Annotated in this window: 17 protein-coding genes and 1 tRNA gene; 13 read left to right on the top strand and 5 right to left on the bottom strand. The window is 68.7% G+C overall.

All coding sequences use genetic code 11. The features are described from left to right. Window positions 1–53: 53 nt before the first annotated feature. Genes hypB through hypE form a run of 7 tightly spaced genes read left to right on the top strand, consistent with a single transcriptional unit; the run spans window position 54 to window position 10,158 of the window. Window positions 54–800 (top strand): hydrogenase nickel incorporation protein HypB, encoded by a 747-nt coding sequence (hypB, locus tag KBY77_RS13495; protein ID WP_399212909.1) that lies wholly within the window; start codon window positions 54–56, stop codon window positions 798–800. Further along, a complete protein-coding gene (hypF, locus tag KBY77_RS13490; protein WP_255105425.1) occupies window positions 797–3,277 on the top strand; it encodes a carbamoyltransferase HypF in 2,481 nt (826 codons plus the stop codon). Before hypB ends, hypF begins: the two co-directional genes overlap by 4 nt. Further along, window positions 3,213–3,449, top strand: a complete 237-nt coding sequence (locus tag KBY77_RS13485) for a HypC/HybG/HupF family hydrogenase formation chaperone (RefSeq protein ID WP_255105422.1) — start codon at window positions 3,213–3,215, stop codon at window positions 3,447–3,449. The genes hypF and KBY77_RS13485 overlap by 65 nt, the downstream gene beginning before the upstream one ends. Beyond that, window positions 3,446–7,048: a pyruvate:ferredoxin (flavodoxin) oxidoreductase gene (gene nifJ, locus KBY77_RS13480; protein ID WP_255105419.1), complete on the top strand. Its 3,603-nt coding sequence runs from the start codon at window positions 3,446–3,448 to the stop codon at window positions 7,046–7,048. Before KBY77_RS13485 ends, nifJ begins: the two co-directional genes overlap by 4 nt. Next, the gene (locus KBY77_RS13475; protein ID WP_255105418.1) at window positions 7,045–8,055 is read left to right on the top strand and encodes a dihydroorotate dehydrogenase-like protein; all 1,011 of its coding nucleotides are present in this window, start codon (window positions 7,045–7,047) and stop codon (window positions 8,053–8,055) included. The genes nifJ and KBY77_RS13475 overlap by 4 nt, the downstream gene beginning before the upstream one ends. Beyond that, window positions 8,052–9,161: a hydrogenase formation protein HypD gene (hypD, locus tag KBY77_RS13470; protein WP_255105415.1), complete on the top strand. Its 1,110-nt coding sequence runs from the start codon at window positions 8,052–8,054 to the stop codon at window positions 9,159–9,161. Before KBY77_RS13475 ends, hypD begins: the two co-directional genes overlap by 4 nt. After that, entirely contained in the window at window positions 9,154–10,158 is a 1,005-nt protein-coding gene (gene hypE / locus KBY77_RS13465) for a hydrogenase expression/formation protein HypE (protein ID WP_255105413.1), read from the top strand. Before hypD ends, hypE begins: the two co-directional genes overlap by 8 nt. A gap of 156 nt (window positions 10,159–10,314) precedes the next feature. On the opposite strand, the gene KBY77_RS13460 is transcribed toward hypE, so the two are convergent. From KBY77_RS13460 to KBY77_RS13445, 4 genes are all read right to left on the bottom strand, one after another. After that, window positions 10,315–10,458 carry a hypothetical protein gene (locus KBY77_RS13460; RefSeq protein WP_255105412.1) on the bottom strand — a complete coding sequence of 48 codons (144 nt, stop codon included), beginning with the start codon at window positions 10,456–10,458 and terminating at the stop codon, window positions 10,315–10,317. Between the two features lie 274 nt (window positions 10,459–10,732). Then, complete coding sequence (gene gluQRS / locus KBY77_RS13455) at window positions 10,733–11,692, bottom strand: tRNA glutamyl-Q(34) synthetase GluQRS (protein ID WP_255105579.1); 960 nt, start codon at window positions 11,690–11,692, stop codon at window positions 10,733–10,735. A gap of 3 nt (window positions 11,693–11,695) precedes the next feature. Then, window positions 11,696–11,971 carry an HU family DNA-binding protein gene (locus KBY77_RS13450; RefSeq protein ID WP_094555763.1) on the bottom strand — a complete coding sequence of 92 codons (276 nt, stop codon included), beginning with the start codon at window positions 11,969–11,971 and terminating at the stop codon, window positions 11,696–11,698. A 202-nt stretch (window positions 11,972–12,173) separates the two neighbouring features. Next, complete coding sequence (locus KBY77_RS13445; protein WP_399212887.1) at window positions 12,174–12,812, bottom strand: MBL fold metallo-hydrolase; 639 nt, start codon at window positions 12,810–12,812, stop codon at window positions 12,174–12,176. Window positions 12,813–12,932: 120 nt separating this feature from the next. Here KBY77_RS13445 and KBY77_RS13440 point away from each other — a divergent pair, with 120 nt between their 5' ends. Beyond that, window positions 12,933–15,008, top strand: a complete 2,076-nt coding sequence (locus KBY77_RS13440; RefSeq protein ID WP_255105409.1) for a glycogen-debranching protein — start codon at window positions 12,933–12,935, stop codon at window positions 15,006–15,008. 7 nt (window positions 15,009–15,015) lie between these two features. Here the strand turns inward: KBY77_RS13440 and KBY77_RS13435 are convergent. Next, window positions 15,016–15,086, bottom strand: a tRNA-Gly gene (locus KBY77_RS13435). Between the two features lie 99 nt (window positions 15,087–15,185). Between KBY77_RS13435 and KBY77_RS13430 the strand changes: the two genes are divergently transcribed. The 5 genes from KBY77_RS13430 (at window position 15,186) to plsY (ending at window position 19,469) form a co-directional block, all read left to right on the top strand. Continuing rightward, complete coding sequence (locus KBY77_RS13430) at window positions 15,186–16,598, top strand: MFS transporter (protein WP_255105408.1); 1,413 nt, start codon at window positions 15,186–15,188, stop codon at window positions 16,596–16,598. Next, window positions 16,595–17,344 carry an ABC transporter permease gene (locus KBY77_RS13425; RefSeq protein ID WP_255105405.1) on the top strand — a complete coding sequence of 250 codons (750 nt, stop codon included), beginning with the start codon at window positions 16,595–16,597 and terminating at the stop codon, window positions 17,342–17,344. Before KBY77_RS13430 ends, KBY77_RS13425 begins: the two co-directional genes overlap by 4 nt. Before the next feature lie 78 nt (window positions 17,345–17,422). After that, complete coding sequence (locus KBY77_RS13420) at window positions 17,423–17,845, top strand: DUF3119 family protein (protein ID WP_255105403.1); 423 nt, start codon at window positions 17,423–17,425, stop codon at window positions 17,843–17,845. Then, the gene (locus KBY77_RS13415) at window positions 17,842–18,831 is read left to right on the top strand and encodes a DUF3086 domain-containing protein (RefSeq protein ID WP_255105401.1); all 990 of its coding nucleotides are present in this window, start codon (window positions 17,842–17,844) and stop codon (window positions 18,829–18,831) included. Before KBY77_RS13420 ends, KBY77_RS13415 begins: the two co-directional genes overlap by 4 nt. Then, window positions 18,828–19,469 carry a glycerol-3-phosphate 1-O-acyltransferase PlsY gene (plsY, locus tag KBY77_RS13410; RefSeq protein ID WP_255105399.1) on the top strand — a complete coding sequence of 214 codons (642 nt, stop codon included), beginning with the start codon at window positions 18,828–18,830 and terminating at the stop codon, window positions 19,467–19,469. The genes KBY77_RS13415 and plsY overlap by 4 nt, the downstream gene beginning before the upstream one ends. Window positions 19,470–19,472 lie beyond the last annotated feature (3 nt).

Raw genomic sequence — 19,472 nt, 5'->3', positions numbered from 1 at the left:
CCCTGTATCGCTGCGAGCCCTTCACCGTCCGCCGCCTGGGGAGTCCGCCGCCGATGTGCCTCGACTGCAACTGTGGCGCCCCCACCCATACACACGCCCACCCCACCGCAAAGGAGCAGCCATCCGCCCACACCCATCTGGAACTGGGACAGGATCTGCTTAGCCGCAATGACACCCAGGCCGCGGCCAACCGATCGCGATTCGGGGCCGCGGGCGTGCCGGTGATCAATCTGCTGTCGTCGCCGGGTTCGGGCAAGACCGCTCTGCTGGAGCGCATGGCCCGCGACTGGGGCGCCAGCCATCGGATCGCGGCGGTGGTCGGTGATCTGGCGACCGACAACGATGCCAGACGCCTGCGGAACGCGGGACTGCGGGCGATCCAGATCACCACCGGCCAGGCCTGTCACCTGGAAGCGGGGATGGTGCAAAAAGCCCTGGCGACGCTCGAATCGGACGGCATCGATCTGGCTGCGCTGGATCTGCTGGTGATCGAGAACGTGGGCAATCTGGTCTGCCCCTCGGCCTACGACCTGGGCGAGAGCATGCGGGTGGTGATGCTGTCGGTGACGGAAGGGGAGGACAAACCCCTGAAATATCCGGCCACCTTTCATGCCGCCGACGTGGTGGTGATCAGCAAGATCGACCTCAGTGCCGCCGTGGGCTTCGAGCGCAGCCAGGCTCTGCGCCACATCGCCCAGGTGGCGCCCCGGGCCCGGGTGGTGGAGGTGTCGGCACAATCGGGGGCCGGCATGGACGAGCTTCTGGCCGCACTGGGGCTCCAGATCCCGTCGCCCCTGTGAGGCCCAGGGCACGGCTTCAGCTGCGCTGCAGCGGGATCGTGCAAGGGGTCGGCTTTCGTCCCTTCGTCCACCGGCTGGCCATGGCTCTGGAGCTGGCCGGTGAGGTGGAGAACGTGCGCGGCTCGGTGCGGATCGATCTGGAGGGCGAGCGGGATCGGCTGGAGTCTTTCCTGGAGCGGCTGCCCCGCGAGATCCCCCCTCCGGCCCAGCTGGAACCGCTGGAGCCGTGCTGGTTGCCGCCCACAGCCATCACTCCTGCCGCGACGGTACGGATCGCCGCAGGCGCCGCCACGCCGTTAGGCATCGGCCTGGTGGCGCCATCGCTGGCGGCCGATCGGGCACCCTGCGCAGCCTGCCTGGCGGAGCTCAGCGACCCTGCCGACCGCCGCTTCGGCTACGCCTTCATCAGCTGCTGCAGCTGCGGACCTCGTTTCAGCATCGCCACCGCTGAGCCGTTCGCCCGCGCCCACACCAGCCTGGCCAGCTTCGTGCTGTGCCCGAGCTGTCAACACGAGTTCAACGATCCCCATAACCGCCGCTTCCACGCCGAGACGATCGGCTGTCCCGCCTGCGGCCCCCGCCTGAGCCTGCGGATCGGGACGCAGGCGGCCCAGCCCCCAACCTCTGGGAGTCCGCGAAGAGAGGACAGCGCGACCCTGATCCAACGCGCCTGCGAACTGCTCGGCGACGGCCGGATCGTGGCCCTGCAGGGGATCGGCGGCTTCCAGCTACTGGTCGACGCCGGCAATGCCGCTGCCGTGGCCCGGTTGCGGCGACGCAAGCAGCGACCCGCCAAACCCTTCGCACTGCTGGTCGGAGATCCCGCCTGGATCTCAGCCCACTGCCTGCTCGACGCCGACGAACTGGAGGCCCTGCAGCATCCCGCCGCGCCGATCGTGCTCCTGCGGCGGCGAGCGCCAGTGGCGGAGTACTTCCCCGCTGTCGCCCCGGGCAGTCCGGCCCTGGGGGTGATGCTGCCGGCCTCGCCCCTGCACCACCTGCTGATCCACGCCTTCGGCCGGCCGCTGGTGGCCACCAGCGGCAACCGCAGCGGCGAAACGCTCTGCACCGATCCGGACGAAGCGATCGAACGCCTGGCGGGAATCGCCGATGCCTGGCTCTGCCACGACCGCCCGATCGCCCGCCCCCTCGATGACTCGCTGCTGCAGGTGATCGACGGCAGACCGGCCCTGATCCGCCGGGCGCGGGGCATGGCACCCGAGGCCCTGCCCCTGCCGACCGTGCCTGGCGCAGAAGCCACCACCTCGGAGTTGGCGCAGCAAGTGGTGGTGGCGCTCGGCGGCGATCTGAAAAGTGCTCCCGCCCTCGCGATCGGCAGCCGGGTCTGGCTGGCTCCCCACCTGGGCGACCTGGCCGAGGGGTCCTGCCAGCAACGGCTGGCGGAGGGGGTCGCGGAGCTGCTGGAACACCATGGTGGTGACGGCGCCCTGCTCGTCAGCGACGCCCATCCGGGCTATCTCAGCCATCAACTGAGCCATCAACTGGCCGCCACCCAGCCGTTTGAACACCGTGAGGTGCCCCACCACCTCGCCCACGCCCTGGCGGTGATGGCGGAGCATCGGCTCGCCGCTCCGGTGCTGGCCTTCTGCTTCGACGGACTGGGCTACGGCAGCGACCCCGTGGCGCCCCTCTGGGGTGGGGAACTGCTGCAGATCGATAGCGACGGCTGGCGCCGCCTGGCCAGCCTGCGCCCATTTCCCCTGCCGGGGGCCGGGCGCGCCATGGCCGAACCACGTCGCGCCGCCCTGGGCCTGCTGGCCGCGGCCGGATCCGCCGTGCTCCAGCACCCGGGCGCCCGCCACACGCTGGCTGCTTTCTCCCAGGACGAACGACACCTCTTGCTGCAGGCGATCGCAAGTCGCTGCAACAGCCCGCTGAGCTCCAGCGTTGGGCGACTGTTCGATGCGGTGGCCTCGCTGCTGGGTCTGGCTCAGGTGCTCAGCCACGAAGGCCAGGGAGGCCTGCTGCTGGAGGGGGCCGCAGCGCAGGCCCCTGCTGATTCCGGGGCCTATCCGCTGCCCCTCCCGGCGATGGGCCGGCTCGACTGGCAGCCACTGATCGAGGCGTTGCTGGCCGACCAGAACGCAGGAGTCCCCACCGCGGTGTGCGCCGCCAGATTCCACAACGGCTTGAGCCAGGCCATCCAGGCGCTGGCCGTGTCGGCAGCCCGGCACACAGGAGCGGCCAGGGTGGTCCTGGCAGGCGGGTGCTTTCAGAACCGGATCCTGCTCGAACGCTCCATCCGTGCGCTTCGGGCCGGCGGTCTCACCCCCTTCTGGGGCGAACGGGTCCCTGGCAACGACGGGGGCCTGGCCCTCGGCCAGGTCTGGGCGGTTCGCCGCAGCCTGCCTATAAACCAGAGGGAAGATCTTCCATCCCAGAGTCAGCTCCATGTGCCTGGCCGTTCCCGGTCTCATCCTCTCGATCACGAGCCGGCCACCGCAATCGGCGCCTGAGCAAGGCGGCCAAGGCGACTGCAACGACGACCTCTGGCGCATGGCCGATGTCGACTTCGGCGGCGTTCGCCAGCAGGTGAGCCTGGCCTGCCTCCCGGACGCCCAGGTGGGCGATCAGGTGCTGGTGCACGTGGGGATGGCGCTGAGCCTGGTCGAGGAGGAAGAGGCATGAGCACCCTGACGATCGACGGCAACGAGGCCACCGCCCGGGTCTCCTATCGCCTCAACGAGGTGATCGCCCTCTACCCGATCACGCCGGCGTCGCCGATGGGGGAATGGGCCGATGCCTGGAGATCAGAAGGCCGCCCCAACCTCTGGGGGACTGTGCCCGAGATCGTGGAACTGCAGAGCGAAGCGGGAGCGGCCGGCACGGTGCACGGGGCCCTGCAGGCCGGCAGTCTCACCACGACCTTCACGGCGTCGCAGGGATTGCTGCTGATGATCCCCAACCTCTACAAGCTGGCCGGGGAACTGACGCCAGCAGTGCTGCACGTGGCGGCCCGTTCCCTCGCCGCCCAGGGGCTCTCGATCTTCGGCGACCACTCCGACGTGATGGCGGTGCGGGGAACCGGCTGCGCCATCCTCTGCGCCAACAACGTTCAGGAAGCGGGGGATCTGGCAGCCATCGCCACCAGAGCCAGCCTCCATTCACGGCTGCCGTTCCTGCACATGTTCGACGGCTTCCGCACCTCCCACGAGATCCAGAAGGTGGAGGCGATCGAGGACGAGGTGCTGCGGCAGCTGATTCCCGAGCAGGCGATCGCCGCCCACCGCCAACGGGCTCTCAGTCCCGATCACCCGGTGCTGCGCGGCACGGCCCAGAACCCCGACGTCTACTTCCAGGCGCGGGAGACGGTGAACCGCTTCTACGACGCGGCACCGGCCGTGGTGGCCGAAGCGATGGACGCCTTCGCCGCCCTGACCGGCCGCGCCTACGCCCCCTACGACTACGTCGGGCCGGCCGACGCCGAGCGGGTGCTGGTGCTGATGGGCTCCGGTTGCGAGACGGCGGTTGAGACCGCCGAGGCCCTGCAGGCCAACGGGGAGAAGGTCGGAGTGCTGAAGGTGCGTCTTTACCGCCCCTTCAGCAATGCGCGCCTGATCCAGGCGCTGCCGGCCAGCACCCGGGCCATTGCGGTGCTCGACCGCTGCAAGGAGCCAGGAGCGGGGGGGGAGCCTCTCTACCTCGACGTGGTGGCGGCGGTGGCCGAGGAATGGGAGCGGCAGCACGGCGGCGGCGCCCCGCTGCCCCGGGTGGTGGGTGGCCGCTACGGCCTCTCCTCGAAGGAATTCACTCCGGCGATGGTGAAGGCGGTGTTCGACCACCTCTGCGGTGAGGATCCCCTCAACCACTTCACGGTTGGAATCCACGACGACCTCACCCACCGCTCCCTGCCCTGGGAGGACGGCTTCGTCACCGAAGCGCCCGGAGAGGTTCGTGCCGTGTTCTACGGCCTCGGCTCCGACGGCACCGTGGGCGCCAACAAGAGCACGATCAAGATCATCGGCGAGAGCACCGACCTCCATGCCCAGGGGTACTTCGTCTACGACTCCAAGAAGTCGGGGTCGGTGACGGTGTCGCACCTGCGCTTCGGCCCCCGGCCGATCCGCTCCACCTACCTGATCCAGCGCCCCACCCTGGTGGCCTGCCACCAATGGGATTTCCTGGGCCGCTTCGACCTCCTGGCCGGCCTCGAGACCGGCGGAATCCTGCTGCTCAACAGTCCCTATCCGGCCGCAGAGAGCTGGCGGCGGCTGCCGGAGGCGATGCGCACCACGATCCGGGCGAAGCAGCTGAAGGTCTGGATCATCAACGCCAGCCAGGTGGCCATGGAGGCGGGCATGGGCTTCCACATCAACACCGTGATGCAGGCCTGTTTCTTCGCGGTGAGTGGGGTGCTGCCGCGGGAGGAGGCGATCGAGCGCATCCGCACCGCGATCGTCAAGACCTATGGCCGCAAGGGGGAGGCGGTCGTGGCCATGAACCTCAGGGCCCTCGATGCGAGCCTCGACCACCTGGAGGAGCTGGCCTACGCCGACCTGCCGATCGTCCTCGGCGAGGGCGGGCTGGAACTCGCCGCCAGCGACGAACGCCTGGCCGCTGCGCCGGCCTTCGTGCGTGACGTCATCGCGCCGATGCTGGAGCGCCGTGGCGACGAGCTGCCGGTGAGTGCCCTGCCCTGCGATGGCACCTTCCCGGTGGGCACGTCCCGCTGGGAGAAACGCAACATCGCCGAGTCGATCCCGGTCTGGGAAGACGATCTCTGCGTGCAGTGCGGCAAGTGCGTGATGGTCTGCCCCCACGCCGTGATTCGCGCCAAGGTGGTGGAGCCCGGGGCACTCGCCACCGCCCCCGAGGGGTTCCGCCGTGCCCCCGCCCGCGACCACGACTTCGAGGGGCAGACCTTCACCATTCAGGTGGGGGCTGAAGACTGCACCGGCTGCGCCCTCTGCGTGGAGGTGTGCCCGGCGCGGGATCGCACCGAGCCGAAACGCAAGGCCATCAACATGGCTCCCCAGCGCCCCCTGCGGGAGCAGGCCCGGGGCCACTGGGACTTCTTCCTCAGCCTGCCGGAGGCCCCGTGCGCCGCTCTCAATCTGCGCAAGATCGGCCAGCAGCAACTGCAGCAACCGCTGTTCGAGTTCTCCGGAGCCTGCGGGGGCTGCGGCGAGACGCCCTATCTCAAGCTCGCCACCCAGCTGTTCGGCGATCGGATGATGATCGCCAACGCCACGGGCTGCTCCTCGATCTACGGGGGCAATCTGCCCACGACCCCCTGGACCACCAATGCGGAGGGCAGGGGGCCGTCCTGGAGCAACTCCCTCTTCGAGGACAACGCCGAATTCGGATTCGGCATGCGTGTGGCGGTGGATCAGCAGCGGCAGATGGCGGGCGAACTGCTGTCCCTGCTGGCACTGCCGGCCAAGCTGGTGGAGGCCATCCTCGGCGCCGACCAGAGCGATGAGGCCGGCATCTTTGCCCAGCGCCAGCGGGTCGCCCAGCTCAAGACCCTGCTGCAGGAGCAGGATGCGGCGTCAGGCTCGCCGGCGGCCCGTCTGTTGAGCGTGGCCGACGCGCTGGTGAAGCGAAGTGTGTGGCTGGTGGGCGGCGACGGCTGGGCCTACGACATCGGCTTTGGCGGGCTCGATCACGTGCTCGCCAGCGGCCGCGACGTGAACGCCCTCGTGCTCGATACCGAGGTTTACTCCAACACCGGCGGCCAGGCCTCCAAGGCCACGCCGCGGGCTGCGGTGGCGAAGTTCGCGGCGGCTGGCAAGGCCGCGCCGAAGAAGGATCTCGGACTGATGGCGATGACCTACGGCAGCGTGTACGTGGCCAGCGTGGCGATGGGCGCACGGGACGAACACACGGTGAGGGCGTTTCTGGAAGCCGAGAGCTATCCCGGGCCTTCTTTGATCATTGCCTATTCCCACTGCATTGCCCACGGCATCACGATGGCCAGGGGCATGGCCCATCAGCAGGCGGCGGTCGATTCAGGGCGCTGGCTTCTCTACCGCTACGACCCCCGGCGGGCGGAACGGGGCGAAAATCCTCTCCAGCTGGATTCACGCGCCCCGAGCCGCCCGCTGGCCGAGACGATGGCGGAGGAAAACCGCTTCCGCATGCTGCGGTTCAGCCAGCCCCAGCTGGCCCGGCAGCTGGAGCGACAGGCCCAGCAGGAGCTTGATCGTCGCTGGGGCCTCTACCGGGCCCTGGCCTCCCAGGACTGCGGCCCAACCGCGACCACGACAGGGGCGACCCAGCCATGAGCCCCGATCTGTCCACCACCTACCTCGGCCTGGAGCTGCGCTCTCCCCTGGTGGTGGGTGCCGCCGCACCCCTGAGTGAGGACATCGACCAGCTGATGGCACTGGAGCAGGCGGGGGCCGCCGCCGTGGTGCTCCATTCGCTCTTCGAGGAGCAGATCGAGCGCGACCAGCTCGATCTGCATCAGATGGGGATGCAGGGCGCCGAGAGCTACGGCGAAGCCCTCAGCTACGTGCCGGAGCAGGCCCTGTTCCATGTGGGGTACGACCTCTATCTCAACCACGTCTCTGAAGCCCGTGAGCGTCTGTCGATTCCGGTGATCGCCAGCCTCAACGGCACCAGTCCCGGCAGCTGGGTGCGTTGCGCCCGCCAGCTGGAGGACGCCGGTGCCCAGGCCATCGAACTGAACCTCTATGCGATCCCCACCGATCCGGACCTCTCCAGCGCCGCCATCGAGAACCAGGTGGAGGAGGTGGTGGCCGAAGTGCGGGCCGAGGTGAAGCTGCCCCTGGCTGTGAAGCTCGGTCCCTTCTTCACCAACTTCAGTGCCATGGCCCGTCGGCTGGCGGCTGCCGGGGCCGACGGCCTCGTGCTCTTCAACCGCTTCTATCAGCCGGACATCGACATCGAGACGCTCGAGGTGCGCCCCAACCTCCTGCTCTCCACCCCCCACGACCTGCGCCTGCCGCTGCGCTGGATCGCCCTGCTGCACGGCCGCCATCCCCTCGACCTGGCGGCCACCAGCGGCGTCCAGAGAGGAACCGACGTGGTGCGTCTGCTGATGGCCGGAGCCTGCGTGACCCAGATCGTGGCAGCCCTGCTGCGCCATGGCCCCCAGCGTCTCGCCGTGATCGAAGCCGAGCTGAGCCAGTGGCTGGAGGATCACGACCACGCCACGGCGCGCGAACTGATCGGCTGCATGAGCCAGCAACGCTGTCCTGATCCATCCGAATACGAGCGTGCTCAATACATGCGCGCCATCCAGACCTTCCATCCCATGGCGCCATGACCAGCGGGGTGAACGGGCTGGCGACCCAGCTGGCCGCCATCACCACCAGACCCTGGACCCTGATGGAGGTCTGCGGTGGCCAGACCCACGCCATCGTGCGCTGGGGTCTCGACCAGCTGCTGCCTCCCGGTCTGCGCCTCATCCACGGCCCCGGCTGTCCGGTGTGCGTGACACCGGCGGCCACGATCGATGCGGCCCTGCAACTGGCGCGGCGGCCGGAGGTGATCCTCTGCTCCTATGGCGACATGCTGCGTGTTCCCGGCAGCGGCAGTGACGACCTGCTGGGGGTGCGGGCGGCCGGCGGCGACGTGCGCCTGCTCACCTCCCCCCTGCAGGCCCTCGAGCTGGCGCGCCGCCATCCCCAGCGCACCGTGGTCTTTCTTGCGGTGGGCTTCGAGACCACCGCTCCGGCCACCGCCCTGCTCGCCCGCCAGGCCCTGCGCAGCGGGGTGCGGAACCTGTCCCTGCTCACGGCCCATGTGCGAGTACCCCCAGCGATGGAGGCGATCCTCAGCGCCGATGGCAACCAGGTGCAGGGCTTCCTCGCAGCAGGGCACGTCTGCACCGTGATGGGCACCGGCGAACTGAACGAGCTGGTGCAACGGCATCGTGTGCCGGTGGTGGTGACGGGCTTTGAGCCGATCGATCTGATGCGTGGCCTGCTGCGCTGCGTGGAGCTTCTCGAGGCCGGACAACCCCGGCTGGCGAATGCCTATCCAAGGGTGGTGAAGCCGGAGGGCAATCCGGCGGCACGGGAGCTGCTTGAAGAGGTGTTCGCCGTGGTGGATCAGCCCTGGCGTGGCTTCGGGATGATCCGTGGCGGCGGGCTTGCCCTGCGCGGGCCCTACGCCAGCCTCGATGTCCGGCACCACGTCTCCCCGGGCGGCGGCACAGCAGGCGATCCACTTCCCGAAAGAGGCAAAGGTGAAGGCCAAGGCGATCCCGGCAACCCCTGCATCAGCGGCCTGATCCTGCAGGGCCGACGCAGTCCGCGGGATTGCCCGGCGTTCGGCACTTCCTGCACACCCGAGCATCCTCTGGGGGCGCCGATGGTGTCGAGCGAGGGAGCCTGCGCCGCCTACCACCTCTACCGCCGCCATGACTGAAGCGACGGCCGGAGCGCAGATCCGGCTGGCCCATGGCGGCGGCGGCACGCTGATGCAGCAGCTGATCGACCAGGAGCTGCGCCCCCTCTACAGCGATCCCGCCCAGGTGCTCCACGACGCGGCTCGCCTGAAGCTGCCCCATGGCGATCTTGCCTTCACGACCGACAGTTACGTGGTGCAGCCCCTGGAATTCCCCGGAGGAGACATCGGCAGCCTGGCTGTCACCGGGACCGCCAACGATCTGGCCATGGCCGGCGCCCGTCCCCTTCACCTCAGCGTGGGACTGATCCTGGAGGAGGGGCTGGAGCTGGCCGTTCTCCGGCGCCTGGTCGTGTCACTGGCGAACACGGCGCGGCAGTGCGGCGTCACGATCGTGACGGGCGACACGAAGGTGGTGGAGAGGGGCAAGGGCGACGGGGTGTTCATCAACACCAGCGGCATCGGCCTGCTGGCGACCGACCTGCCCATCGATCCGCTGGCGATCGTGACGGGCGATCGGATCTTCGTGAGCGGCGATCTCGGACGCCACGGCGTGGCGATCCTGGCGGCCCGCCATGGCCTGGATCTGCACCCCCCCCTGGCCAGCGACTGTGCGCCGCTGTGGCCCGTGGTGGAGTCCCTGCTGACGGCAGGGGTACAGCTTCACTGTCTGAGGGATCTCACCCGAGGCGGGCTGGCCAGCGCCCTCGCAGAACTGTCGGCAGCGAGCGGACTGGAGTTCCTTGTTGAGGAGGAGACGATCCCCGTGGCGATGCCGGTGGCCCGCACCTGCGAGCTGCTTGGCTTCGAGCCCCTGCATCTGGCCAACGAGGGACGGTTGGTGGCGGTGGTGCCTGAAAGCTCAGCGGCGGCGACCCTGCAGATCCTGGAACCTCTCGGTGGAGCTTTGATCGGGGAGGTCCGGGCTGATGCCGCTCGGGTTCTGCTGCGCACTCGCTTCGGCAGTGAGCGGGTGCTGGTGCCACTGAGCGGCGAACTGCTGCCGCGCATCTGCTGAGGGCCAGGTCACCTGGGGGCAGGGATGATGGGATCTGTTCCCTTGATGCAGTCATGTACACCGACTGGACCTCCGTGATCCTGCTGCTGTTGACCGCCTTGCCGCTGGGGGTGGTGGTGGCCACGGCGGCCTTCTTCATCTGGCGCCAGAAAAAGCTCAAGCAGCGCTGATGTCGCGGCGGGCAGCCCCATGATCAACAAGGCTGCCCTGGCCGAGGCATTCAAGGCAGGTGCGGAAGCTGTGGGAGCCCAGGCGCAGAACACCGCTGCCTCCGCAGTGGCTGCAGCGCTTCAGACCCATCTGTGCTGAGCCCCTCACCGATGGGGATAAATGAGCTGGATGGGTGAGAACGTGGGGATACCTGGAAGAAGTTGAGAGTTCAGCATCCGTTTCAAGGGCGCTGGGGAACGACACCACGACCCGAGATGACCCTCCGTCACGGGTCGAGCGGTACTGACTAGTCAATTGTTCGGGGCTGGAGCTGGACACGTGGAGATGCTCCAGAGATTCGTCTTGAAGTCTGAACCGAAAGGCTGACCTTGATCCCGAAACCTTCCTTAAGAGTTCCCGGGGCTCAACTCCATCGTCGCAACTGAGTCTTAAGGCGCGACAGATCCAGATCCTGCAGCAGCTCCGTGGCGCTCAGGCGGCTGCCGCCGGGCACCAGATCCAGGCTGGCCGCCATCCGGCCGATCACAGCAGCCGCATCCAGGCCCGCTTGCCGCAACGGCTCAAGCCCAATGGCATCCTGCCGCTTGGCCAGCCGCTCCCCAGCCTCATCCAGCCAGAGGGGCACATGCCAGGTGTCAGCAAACGGACGCCCCAACCGCTCGCTCACAGCCAGCTGCGGCGCCGTTGAGCGCCAGAGGTCAGCTCCTCGCACCACGGTGGTCACCGCCAGCAAGAGGTCGTCCACGGCCGAGGTGAGGTGGTAGGCGAGCAAACCATCAGCGCGGCGCAACACCACATCGCCCACCTCGGTGGCCGCATCCAGGCAGCCCTCCGGACCGATCTCCTCCCGCCAACGCAAGTTCCCAGGCTCAAGCCTCAGGCGCCAGCTGGGCAGTCGCCCCTGGCTGGGCCCCCAGCCCATGGCCCGATCCCGGCAGGTGCCCGGGTAGAGCGGCCAGCCGCCGTGGGGGGCTGAGAGATCCGCCAGCATCCGGCGACTGCAGCGGCAGGGGTAGAGGGCTCCGCCGCGGCGCAAGGACGACAGCACCGAGCCGTACAGGCCCTTGCGCTCGCTCTGGCGCAGGGGCGCACCATCCCAGGTGAGGCCCAGCCAGGCCAGGTCGGCCTCGATGGCCTCGATGGCCCCCGGACGCTGGCGCGGGCTGTCGAGATCGTCGTGGCGCAATAGAAAACGCCCATTGCTGAGGCGAGCCTGCAGCCAGGCCAGCAGGGCTGTGCGGAGATTGCCCAGATGCAGCGGACCGCTCGGGGAGGGGGCGAATCGCCCCGTGGGCCCCTCGAGCCGGCGGCGATCAGCCGCCTCGATCAGCCGCTCGAGCTGGGCGGGGAGGGGAAGCCCCAGGGCTCAGCTCTGGACCTTGTCCTTGAACTGCTTACCGGCAGTGAAGGCCGGCACCCGCTTGGCAGGGATCTTGATTTTTTCGCCGGTCTTGGGATTGAGGCCCTGACGGGCGGAGCGCTCGCGGGGCTCGAAGGAGCCGAAGCCCAGGATCGAGACCTTCTTGCCCTCCACAACGGAATCCACGATTGTCTCGATCGCGGCGTCGACGACCTTGGACACTTCGGTCTTGGTCAATTCGGTGCGAACCGCAACGAGGTTGACGAGATCAGCTTTGTTCATCGGAGGCGAAAACCTTCAGGAGAATGCGGGAGCTGGACGGAGCGGAAAAACACCCTCTCGCCGGCGCCGGAACGGTACAGCGCGCCAATCGTATGGGGGAAGGGCGGTTCGGGCAACCAAAAACCCCTGCTGAACAATGGTTTGGAGCCGAATCGGTCCCGACCCCGCCCGATCCGGACTCCATGGACCGCCCACCGAAGCCTCAGGGAGGATCGAGCAGGCCATCCTGCAGGCCATCAATCAGGTCATCGAGCAGGCCGCGGCCGCCGTCGATCAGCTTCTCCCCCTGCAGTGCCCCAAGACCCGCTCCGCTGGCGATCCAGCGGGGAGAACCGGGCGGCAGCCAGCGGTGCAGAGCTTCGAGGCTGCGCCTCTGCCGGTCCCAGTGAAAAGTGCGGGCCGTGCGCAGCGGACGGGCCTCCCCCCGCGCGGTCGGCACCAGCAAGCGCCCGCAGAAGAGCACGTCGTGTTCCCCGGCGGCATGGACCACACAGGCCCCTGGAGTGGGCCCCGGTGTCCAGAGCGCCCGCAGGCCCCCACCCAGATCAAGCTCATCGCCGAAGGGGGCCAGCCCCTTCACGCCGGGCAGGAGGTAGGCCTCCTGCTCCTGCACCCGCACCGGCCAGCCCAGCGCCTCCTGCCAGCGGCGGCAACGCCCATGGCCCTCCCGGCTGGTCAGCAGGATCGTGCCGCCACCGGCCTCCTGCAGAAAAGCAAGATTCGCGGCGGTGTAGGCCGGCACATCGATCAGCAGCGGCGCCTGACCCCGGGGCGCCAGCAGCCAGGAGGTCCCCCCCCTGCTGTCGCGGTTGGGGGCGAACACCCACAGTCCGGGGAGCACGGGCGTGGGCGGTCGCCCAGCCTCCATGGTCGTCTCGCCACTATCCTCCAACGGCATCGAGCCTCCCGAGGGCCAACGGCCCGCACAGCACTAACTTGTAGCGACGGGTGACCCGAGTCCTTGTCTTCGATCCAGCTCGGACATCCCTGGCCCCTCGGGGCAGCGATCACCGCCCGGGGGGTGAATTTCTCCCTGGTGGCCCCAACGGCCACCAGGGTCGAGCTGCTGCTGTTCGCCCGCGGCAGCTCGCCTGAACCCTTTCGGATCATTCCGCTGGATCTGCGCCATCGCTCCGGCGACCACTGGCATGTGGAAGTGGAGGGCATCGGCGAGGGCACCTGCTACGGCTACCGGGTTTATGGGCCATTGATGCCCGGGGGGCACGGATTCAACCCCTCCAAAGTGCTGCTCGACCCCTGTGCCAGGGCGATCAGCGGCTGGGATGTCTACCGCCGCGGTGACGCCATCGGCGCCATCCCAAACACGGCCAGCTGCCTGAAGGGAGTGGTCACGGAGCGGGATCGCTTCGATTTCGTGGCCGCGCCGAGGCCCCGCCACAGCTGGCAGACAACGGTGATCTACGAGCTGCACGTGGGCGGGCTCAGCCGGGGCCAGGGCAGCCCCGTGGCCACCGAGCGCCAGGGCAGCCTGCTGGGCGTGATCGACTCACTGCCCTATCTGCGCAGCCTGGGGGTCACCGCACTGGAGCTGCTGCCGGTGATGGCCTTCGATCCCCAGGACGCACCCCACGGGCGACAGAACTACTGGGGCTACAGCCCCCTGAGCTGGATGGCACCCCACCAGGGCTATCTGGTGGGCGACGACCCGCTGGCGGGGCGCCAGCAGATGCGTCAGCTGGTCACCGCCTGCCACCAGGCCGGAATGGAGGTGCTGCTCGATGTGGTCTACAACCACACCAGCGAAGGCAACCAGGACGGGCCGACCCTGAGCTGGCGCGGCCTGGCCGACCACCTCTATTACCACCAGAACATCCGTGGTGACTACATGGATGTCACCGGCTGCGGCAACACCATCGCCGCCAACCGTCCCCTTGTGAGGAGGTTGCTGCTGGAGTCGATGCGCTGCTGGGCCCTGGAGCTGGGCATCGACGGCTTCCGCTTCGATCTCGGCATTGCCCTCAGCCGTGGCGAGGAGCTGGCCCCACTCGACCAGCCGCCGCTGTTCGAGGAGATCGAGGCCGACCCTGAGCTGAGCGACCTCAAGCTGGTGAGCGAACCCTGGGATTGCGGCGGTCTCTACCGGCTCCATGATTTTCCGGCGCGCCGCATGGGCACCTGGAACGGCCGCTTCCGCGACGACGTGCGCCGCTTCTGGAAAGGGGACGACAGCTGCTGCTGGTCGATGGCCCAGCGGCTGTCAGGGAGTTCCGATCTCTATGGCGGCAAGCCGGCAAAGGCAGGCCGCAGCATCACCTTCATCACCGCCCATGACGGCTTCACCCTCGCCGATCTGGTCAGCTACGACGTCAAGCACAACCTGGCCAACGGCGAGGACAACCGCGACGGCGACAACCACAACAACAGCTGGAACCACGGGGTGGAGGGGCCCTGCAGCGATCCGCAGATCAGCGAGCTGCGCAACCGCCAGATCCGCAACCTGCTGGGCACCCTGCTGCTGGCGCCCGGGGTGCCGATGCTGCTGATGGGCGATGAAGTGCGCCGCAGTCAGGGGGGCAACAACAACACCTGGTGCCAGAACAATCCCCTGGGCTGGATGCACTGGCGCCCCGACGAAGACGACCAGGCCCTTCATCAGTTCGTGAGCCGGCTGGTGCGCCTGCGCCGCCGCCTCGAAGGCCTGCTCAATCCTGAGAGCCCCCATGCAGACACCCCCCCCTCCCGGCCGGGCGAGCGGGATCTGATCTGGCGCGAGTGGCACGGGTTGGAGCTGCTCCAACCCGACTGGGGCAGCTGGTCCCACAGCCTGGCCTGGAGCCTGCACGACCTGCGCCACGGCCCCCTGCTCTGGTGCGGCATGAACGCCTACTACCAGCCGATGGCTTTCAAGCTTCCGGGACCCAGCGCCGGCTGGCTGCGGCTGGTCGACACCGGCCAGGTCGATGGCGATGATCTGCTGCTGTCGCCCCAGCCCTGGAGCGCCGAGACGGCAGCTTTGCAGGGCCGCAGCCTCATGCTGCTGGTGGCTCCCCACCTGATCGAGGGGCCGGTTCTTTGAAGAGACAAGCGGGCGGCGGGAATCGAACCCGCATCATCAGCTTGGAAGGCTGAGGTTTTACCACTAAACTACGCCCGCACCAGTACAAGCGTACCGTCGGTGGGCGCCCATCCCGGCCCAATGACCGCGGCGGACGCTTGCCTGCAGCATTATGACCTGCGCCTGGGACAGCCCTTCTTGACCTCTCCCGAGACCACGCTGAGCCCCCAGGAGTCCACACCGGTCAGCGATGCCTCCAGCCTCAGCGGCGGGGCCCGCCGTCGCATGCTCTGGTCCTACAGCCTCGGTGACGCCGGCACCGGCATGGCCGCCACCCTGCTCGGCTTCTACCTGTTCGTCTTCTACACCGGTGTGGCGGGCCTGCCGGCCTGGATGGCCGGCCTGGTGCTGATGGTGATCAAGGTCTGGGACGGCATCAACGACCCGATCGTCGGCTTCCTCAGCGACCACACCAAGAGCCGCTGGGGGCCGCGCATTCCCTGGATCGCCTTCAGTGCCGTGCCGCTCGGGCTGAGCATGGCGGCGATGTGGTGGGTGCCCCCCGGCAGCGACTGGCAGAAGTTCTCCATTTTCGTGCTGATCCAGCTGGTGGCGATGGGGCTCTACACCTGCGTCAACCTGCCTTACTCGGCCCTGGCCTGCGAGCTCACCACCGACACGCCCCTGCGCACCAAGCTCAATGCCCTGCGCTTCACCGGCTCGATCATCGCCGGCCTGAGCGGGCTGGTGCTGGGAGCCCTGCTGGTGGGCGGCGGCGCCGAGGGGTACGAGCGAATGGGCCTGATCTCCGGCGCGCTGATCGCCATCACCAGCCTGGTCTGCGCCTGGGGGCTGGCCCCCTTCGCCCGCCACTGCCAGCGCCCCAGCGGCCATCCCGAACCGCTCGGCAAGCAGCTGAGGCGGATCAGCCGCAACGGTCGCTTCCTGCGCGTGCTGGGGCTCTACCTGCTGCTCTGGTGCGCACTGCAACTGATGCAACCGGTGTCGCTGATCTTCCTCACGGTGGTGATGCGCATCCCCGAGAGCTGGAGTACCTGGATTCTGATTCCCTTCCAGCTCAGCGCCCTGGCGGGCCTGCAGCTCTGGAGCTGGGTGGCCTACTGGCACGGCAGGGTACATGCCCTGCGCTGGGGCGTGGGGCTCTGGGTGGTGGGCTGCATGGCGGCGATGGTGCTGGTGCCGCTCAACCCGGACGTCTCCCCCACCGGTTCAGCCGGAAACCTGCTGAATCTCTCGTTGCTGGTGGTCACGATCATGCTGGTGGGACTGGGCGCCGCCACCGCCTATCTGATCCCCTGGGCCCTGCTGCCAGATGCCATCGATGCCGATCCCGACAAACCCGCCGGCCTCTACACCGCCTGGATGGTGATCACCCAGAAACTGGGCATCGGCGTGGCGGTCTTCGCGCTCGGCAACGTCCTCAGCTTCAGCGGCTACAAGGCTGCCAAGGGCCTGCTCCAGCCCGACTCGGCCCTGCTGACGATCCGGCTGTGCATGGGCATCATCCCGGTGGTGCTGATCGTGGTGGGGCTGGTGGTGATGCGGCGCTGGCCGGAGCGGCGGCGACGGCGTCCGGCACTGCAACCATGAGGCTTCCCCGCTACATCCAGCGGCTCGGCAGCAGTTGCCTGATCGGCGGGCAGGCGATCTCCTCTCTGGCCAAGGGCCGCATCAACCTCAACGACCTGTTCGAGCAGATGCTGGAAGCCGGTCCCGGCAGCTTCCTGATCGTGATCATCACGGCGCTGGCCGCCGGCACGGTGTTCAACATCCAGGTAGCGGCGGAACTGACCCGCCAGGGTGCCGGTTTCTCCGTCGGCGGCATCCTCGCCCTGGGGCTGGCCCGGGAAATCGCCCCGCTGCTCACCGCCACCCTGCTCACCGGAAAGGTGGCCACGGCCTACGCCGCCCAGCTGGGCACGATGAAAGTGACCGAACAGATCGATGCGATCACCATGCTGCGCACCGATCCGGTGGAATACCTGGTGGTGCCCCGCGTGCTGGCGCTGGTGGTGATGGCGCCGGTGCAGTGCCTGCTGTTCTTCGTGGTGGGGATCTGGTCGGGCCAGGTGAGCAGCACCTTCCTCTATTCGATTCCACCCTCAGTGTTCTGGAATTCCGTACGCACCTGGATGGAGCCCTCCGACCTGCCCTCGATGCTGGTGAAGGCCGTGGTGTTCGGCCTGCAGATCGCGGTGATTGCCTGCGGCTGGGGCCTCACCACCCGCGGCGGCCCCAAGGAGGTGGGCACCAGCACCACCGGCGCCGTGGTGATGATCCTGGTGACGGTGAGCCTGGTGGATGTGGTCCTCACCCAGGTGCTCTTCGGTGGCTGAGTCAGCGGGCCGGCTGCCGGCGGGGTCCCGAGCAGCAAGCGCTGGTCAACTGGGGGGCAGGCGCTGCAGCATGGAGCGATGACGACTCCCACGAGCCCTGTTCCAAGCGGTCCCGATCCAGCCAACGGGATCATCCTGGCGCCCCGCCCCTGGGTGCCCCTGGGGTTGATCGCCCTGGGCCTGGCGCTGCTGCTCCTCCAGCGCGCCTGGAGCTGGACCCCGATCGCCGCCGGGGTGGTCGGACTGCTCGGGTTGGTTCTGCTGCTGCAGACCCTGCTGCTGCGGCTGCAGTTCAGCGGCGATGCCCTGCTGGTGTGGAGCCGCTCCACCCTGCTGCGCCGCTTCCCCTACAGCGAATGGATCGGCTGGACGCTGTTCTGGGGGCCCCTGCCGGTGCTGTTCTATTTCCGTGAACGGCGGAGTCCCCACCTGCTGCCCGTGCTCTTTGATGCCAATGCCCTGCGCCAGCAGCTGGAGCTCCACCTGAGCGGCCTGCCATGAGCGACATCACCCCCATTCCCGAAACCGGCTACGAAGCACTACCCGAGCCCGACCCGGCCGCTTCGGCTGCCGCTGCCGCTTCGGCTGCCGCCGAACCGATCGCCTCCGCTCAGCCGGCGGCCCACGGGGAGCTGCTGGAGCTGGCCCTGCTCGATCTGCGCGAGCGCCGGGCGGCCCTGCTGAGCGAGATCCAGGCCCTGGAGGAGCGGCGGCGGCAACTGGACGCCGATCTCGACGGGAGCCTCAGCGGCCGCACCGACGGCATCGCCCGCCGGCTCAAGGGTTTCCAGGACTACCTGGTGGTGGCCCTGCAGGATCTGGCCAGCCAGGCTGAGCTGATGGACCTGGTGGTGCAGCCTCTGCAGGTGCAGCCCTCCCCTCTGGATCCTCCCCCTGAGGCCATACCGGCAGCGGCGGTCCAGCAGATCGCTCCGGCGGCGGCGGGCCAGTTCAGCCAGGACGCCGAACTGATCCGCGATCGGCTCGCCCGCTTCCAGGGACAGCCCGATTTCTATGCCGATCCCTGGAAGCTGCGCCGCAGCCTGGAGCCCGCTGCCGCCGCCCTGCTCGACGACTGGTTCCTCAACCAGGGCGGGCGGGGTGCCCAGGCCAGCACCGGCAGCCGCAACCGCAACGCCCTGATCACCGCCGGTGCGGTGGCGATCCTGGGGGACCTCTACGGCGACCGCTTCCAGACCCTGGTGCTGGCCGGAGAGCCCGAGCGGCTGGGAGAGTGGCGCCGCGGCCTGCAGGACTGCCTGGGACTGGCCCGGGAAGACTTCGGCCCCAACAGCGGCATCGTCCTGTTCGAGCGGCCCGATGCCCTGATCGAGCGGGCCGACCGGCTCGAGGAGCGCGGCGAACTGCCCTTCATCGTGATCGATGCCGCCGAGCAGGTGGTCGACATCCCGGTGCTTCAGTTCCCCCTCTGGCTGGCCTTTGCCGCCACCGCCAACGAACTGGCCCTGGAGCAGGACCTGCCATGAGCCAGCCTCTCCTGCCCCTGCTGGTGCTGGCGGCGGGCTATCTGCTGGGCTCGCTGCCCACGGGCTGGCTGGCTGGCCGCTGGCTGGCCGGCATCGACCTGCGCCAGCTGGGCTCCGGCTCCACCGGGGCCACCAACGTACTGCGGCAGCTGGGCAAGGGACCCGCCCTGGTGGTGTTCCTGGTGGATGTGCTCAAGGGCACCGCCGCGGTGCTGCTGGCCAAGGCCCTGCTGCAGCCCAGCGGGTTCACCCCCGGCACCGACTGGTGGGTGGTCGCGGCCGGTCTGGCAGCCCTGGCGGGCCACATCTGGCCCGTGTGGCTGGGCTGGAAGGGGGGCAAGGCGGTCGCCACAGGGCTGGGCATGCTGCTGGGCCTGGTGCCGGCCGTGGGCCTGGCCTGCTTCGGGACCTTTCTGGCCTGCCTCACCATCAGCCGGATCGTCTCGCTCTCCAGCGTCGTGGCAGCCCTGAGCCTGCCCCTGCTGATGCTGGGAGCCTTTGCCGGAGCCGGTACCGGCCTCAGGCCGGCCTACCTGGCCCTGGCGGTGTTCACCACCGTGCTTGTGGTCTGGCGGCACCGCAGCAACCTGCAGCGGCTGCAGGCAGGCGAGGAACCGCGGCTGGGACAGAAGACTTAGCTG

This window comes from Synechococcus sp. Cruz-7E5 (assembly GCF_024345995.1).
In the GTDB taxonomy this organism is placed as follows: Bacteria; Cyanobacteriota; Cyanobacteriia; order PCC-6307; family Cyanobiaceae; genus Regnicoccus_A.
Note: the sequence above shows the minus strand (reverse complement) of the source record. Positions and strands in the feature narration are given on the sequence as shown.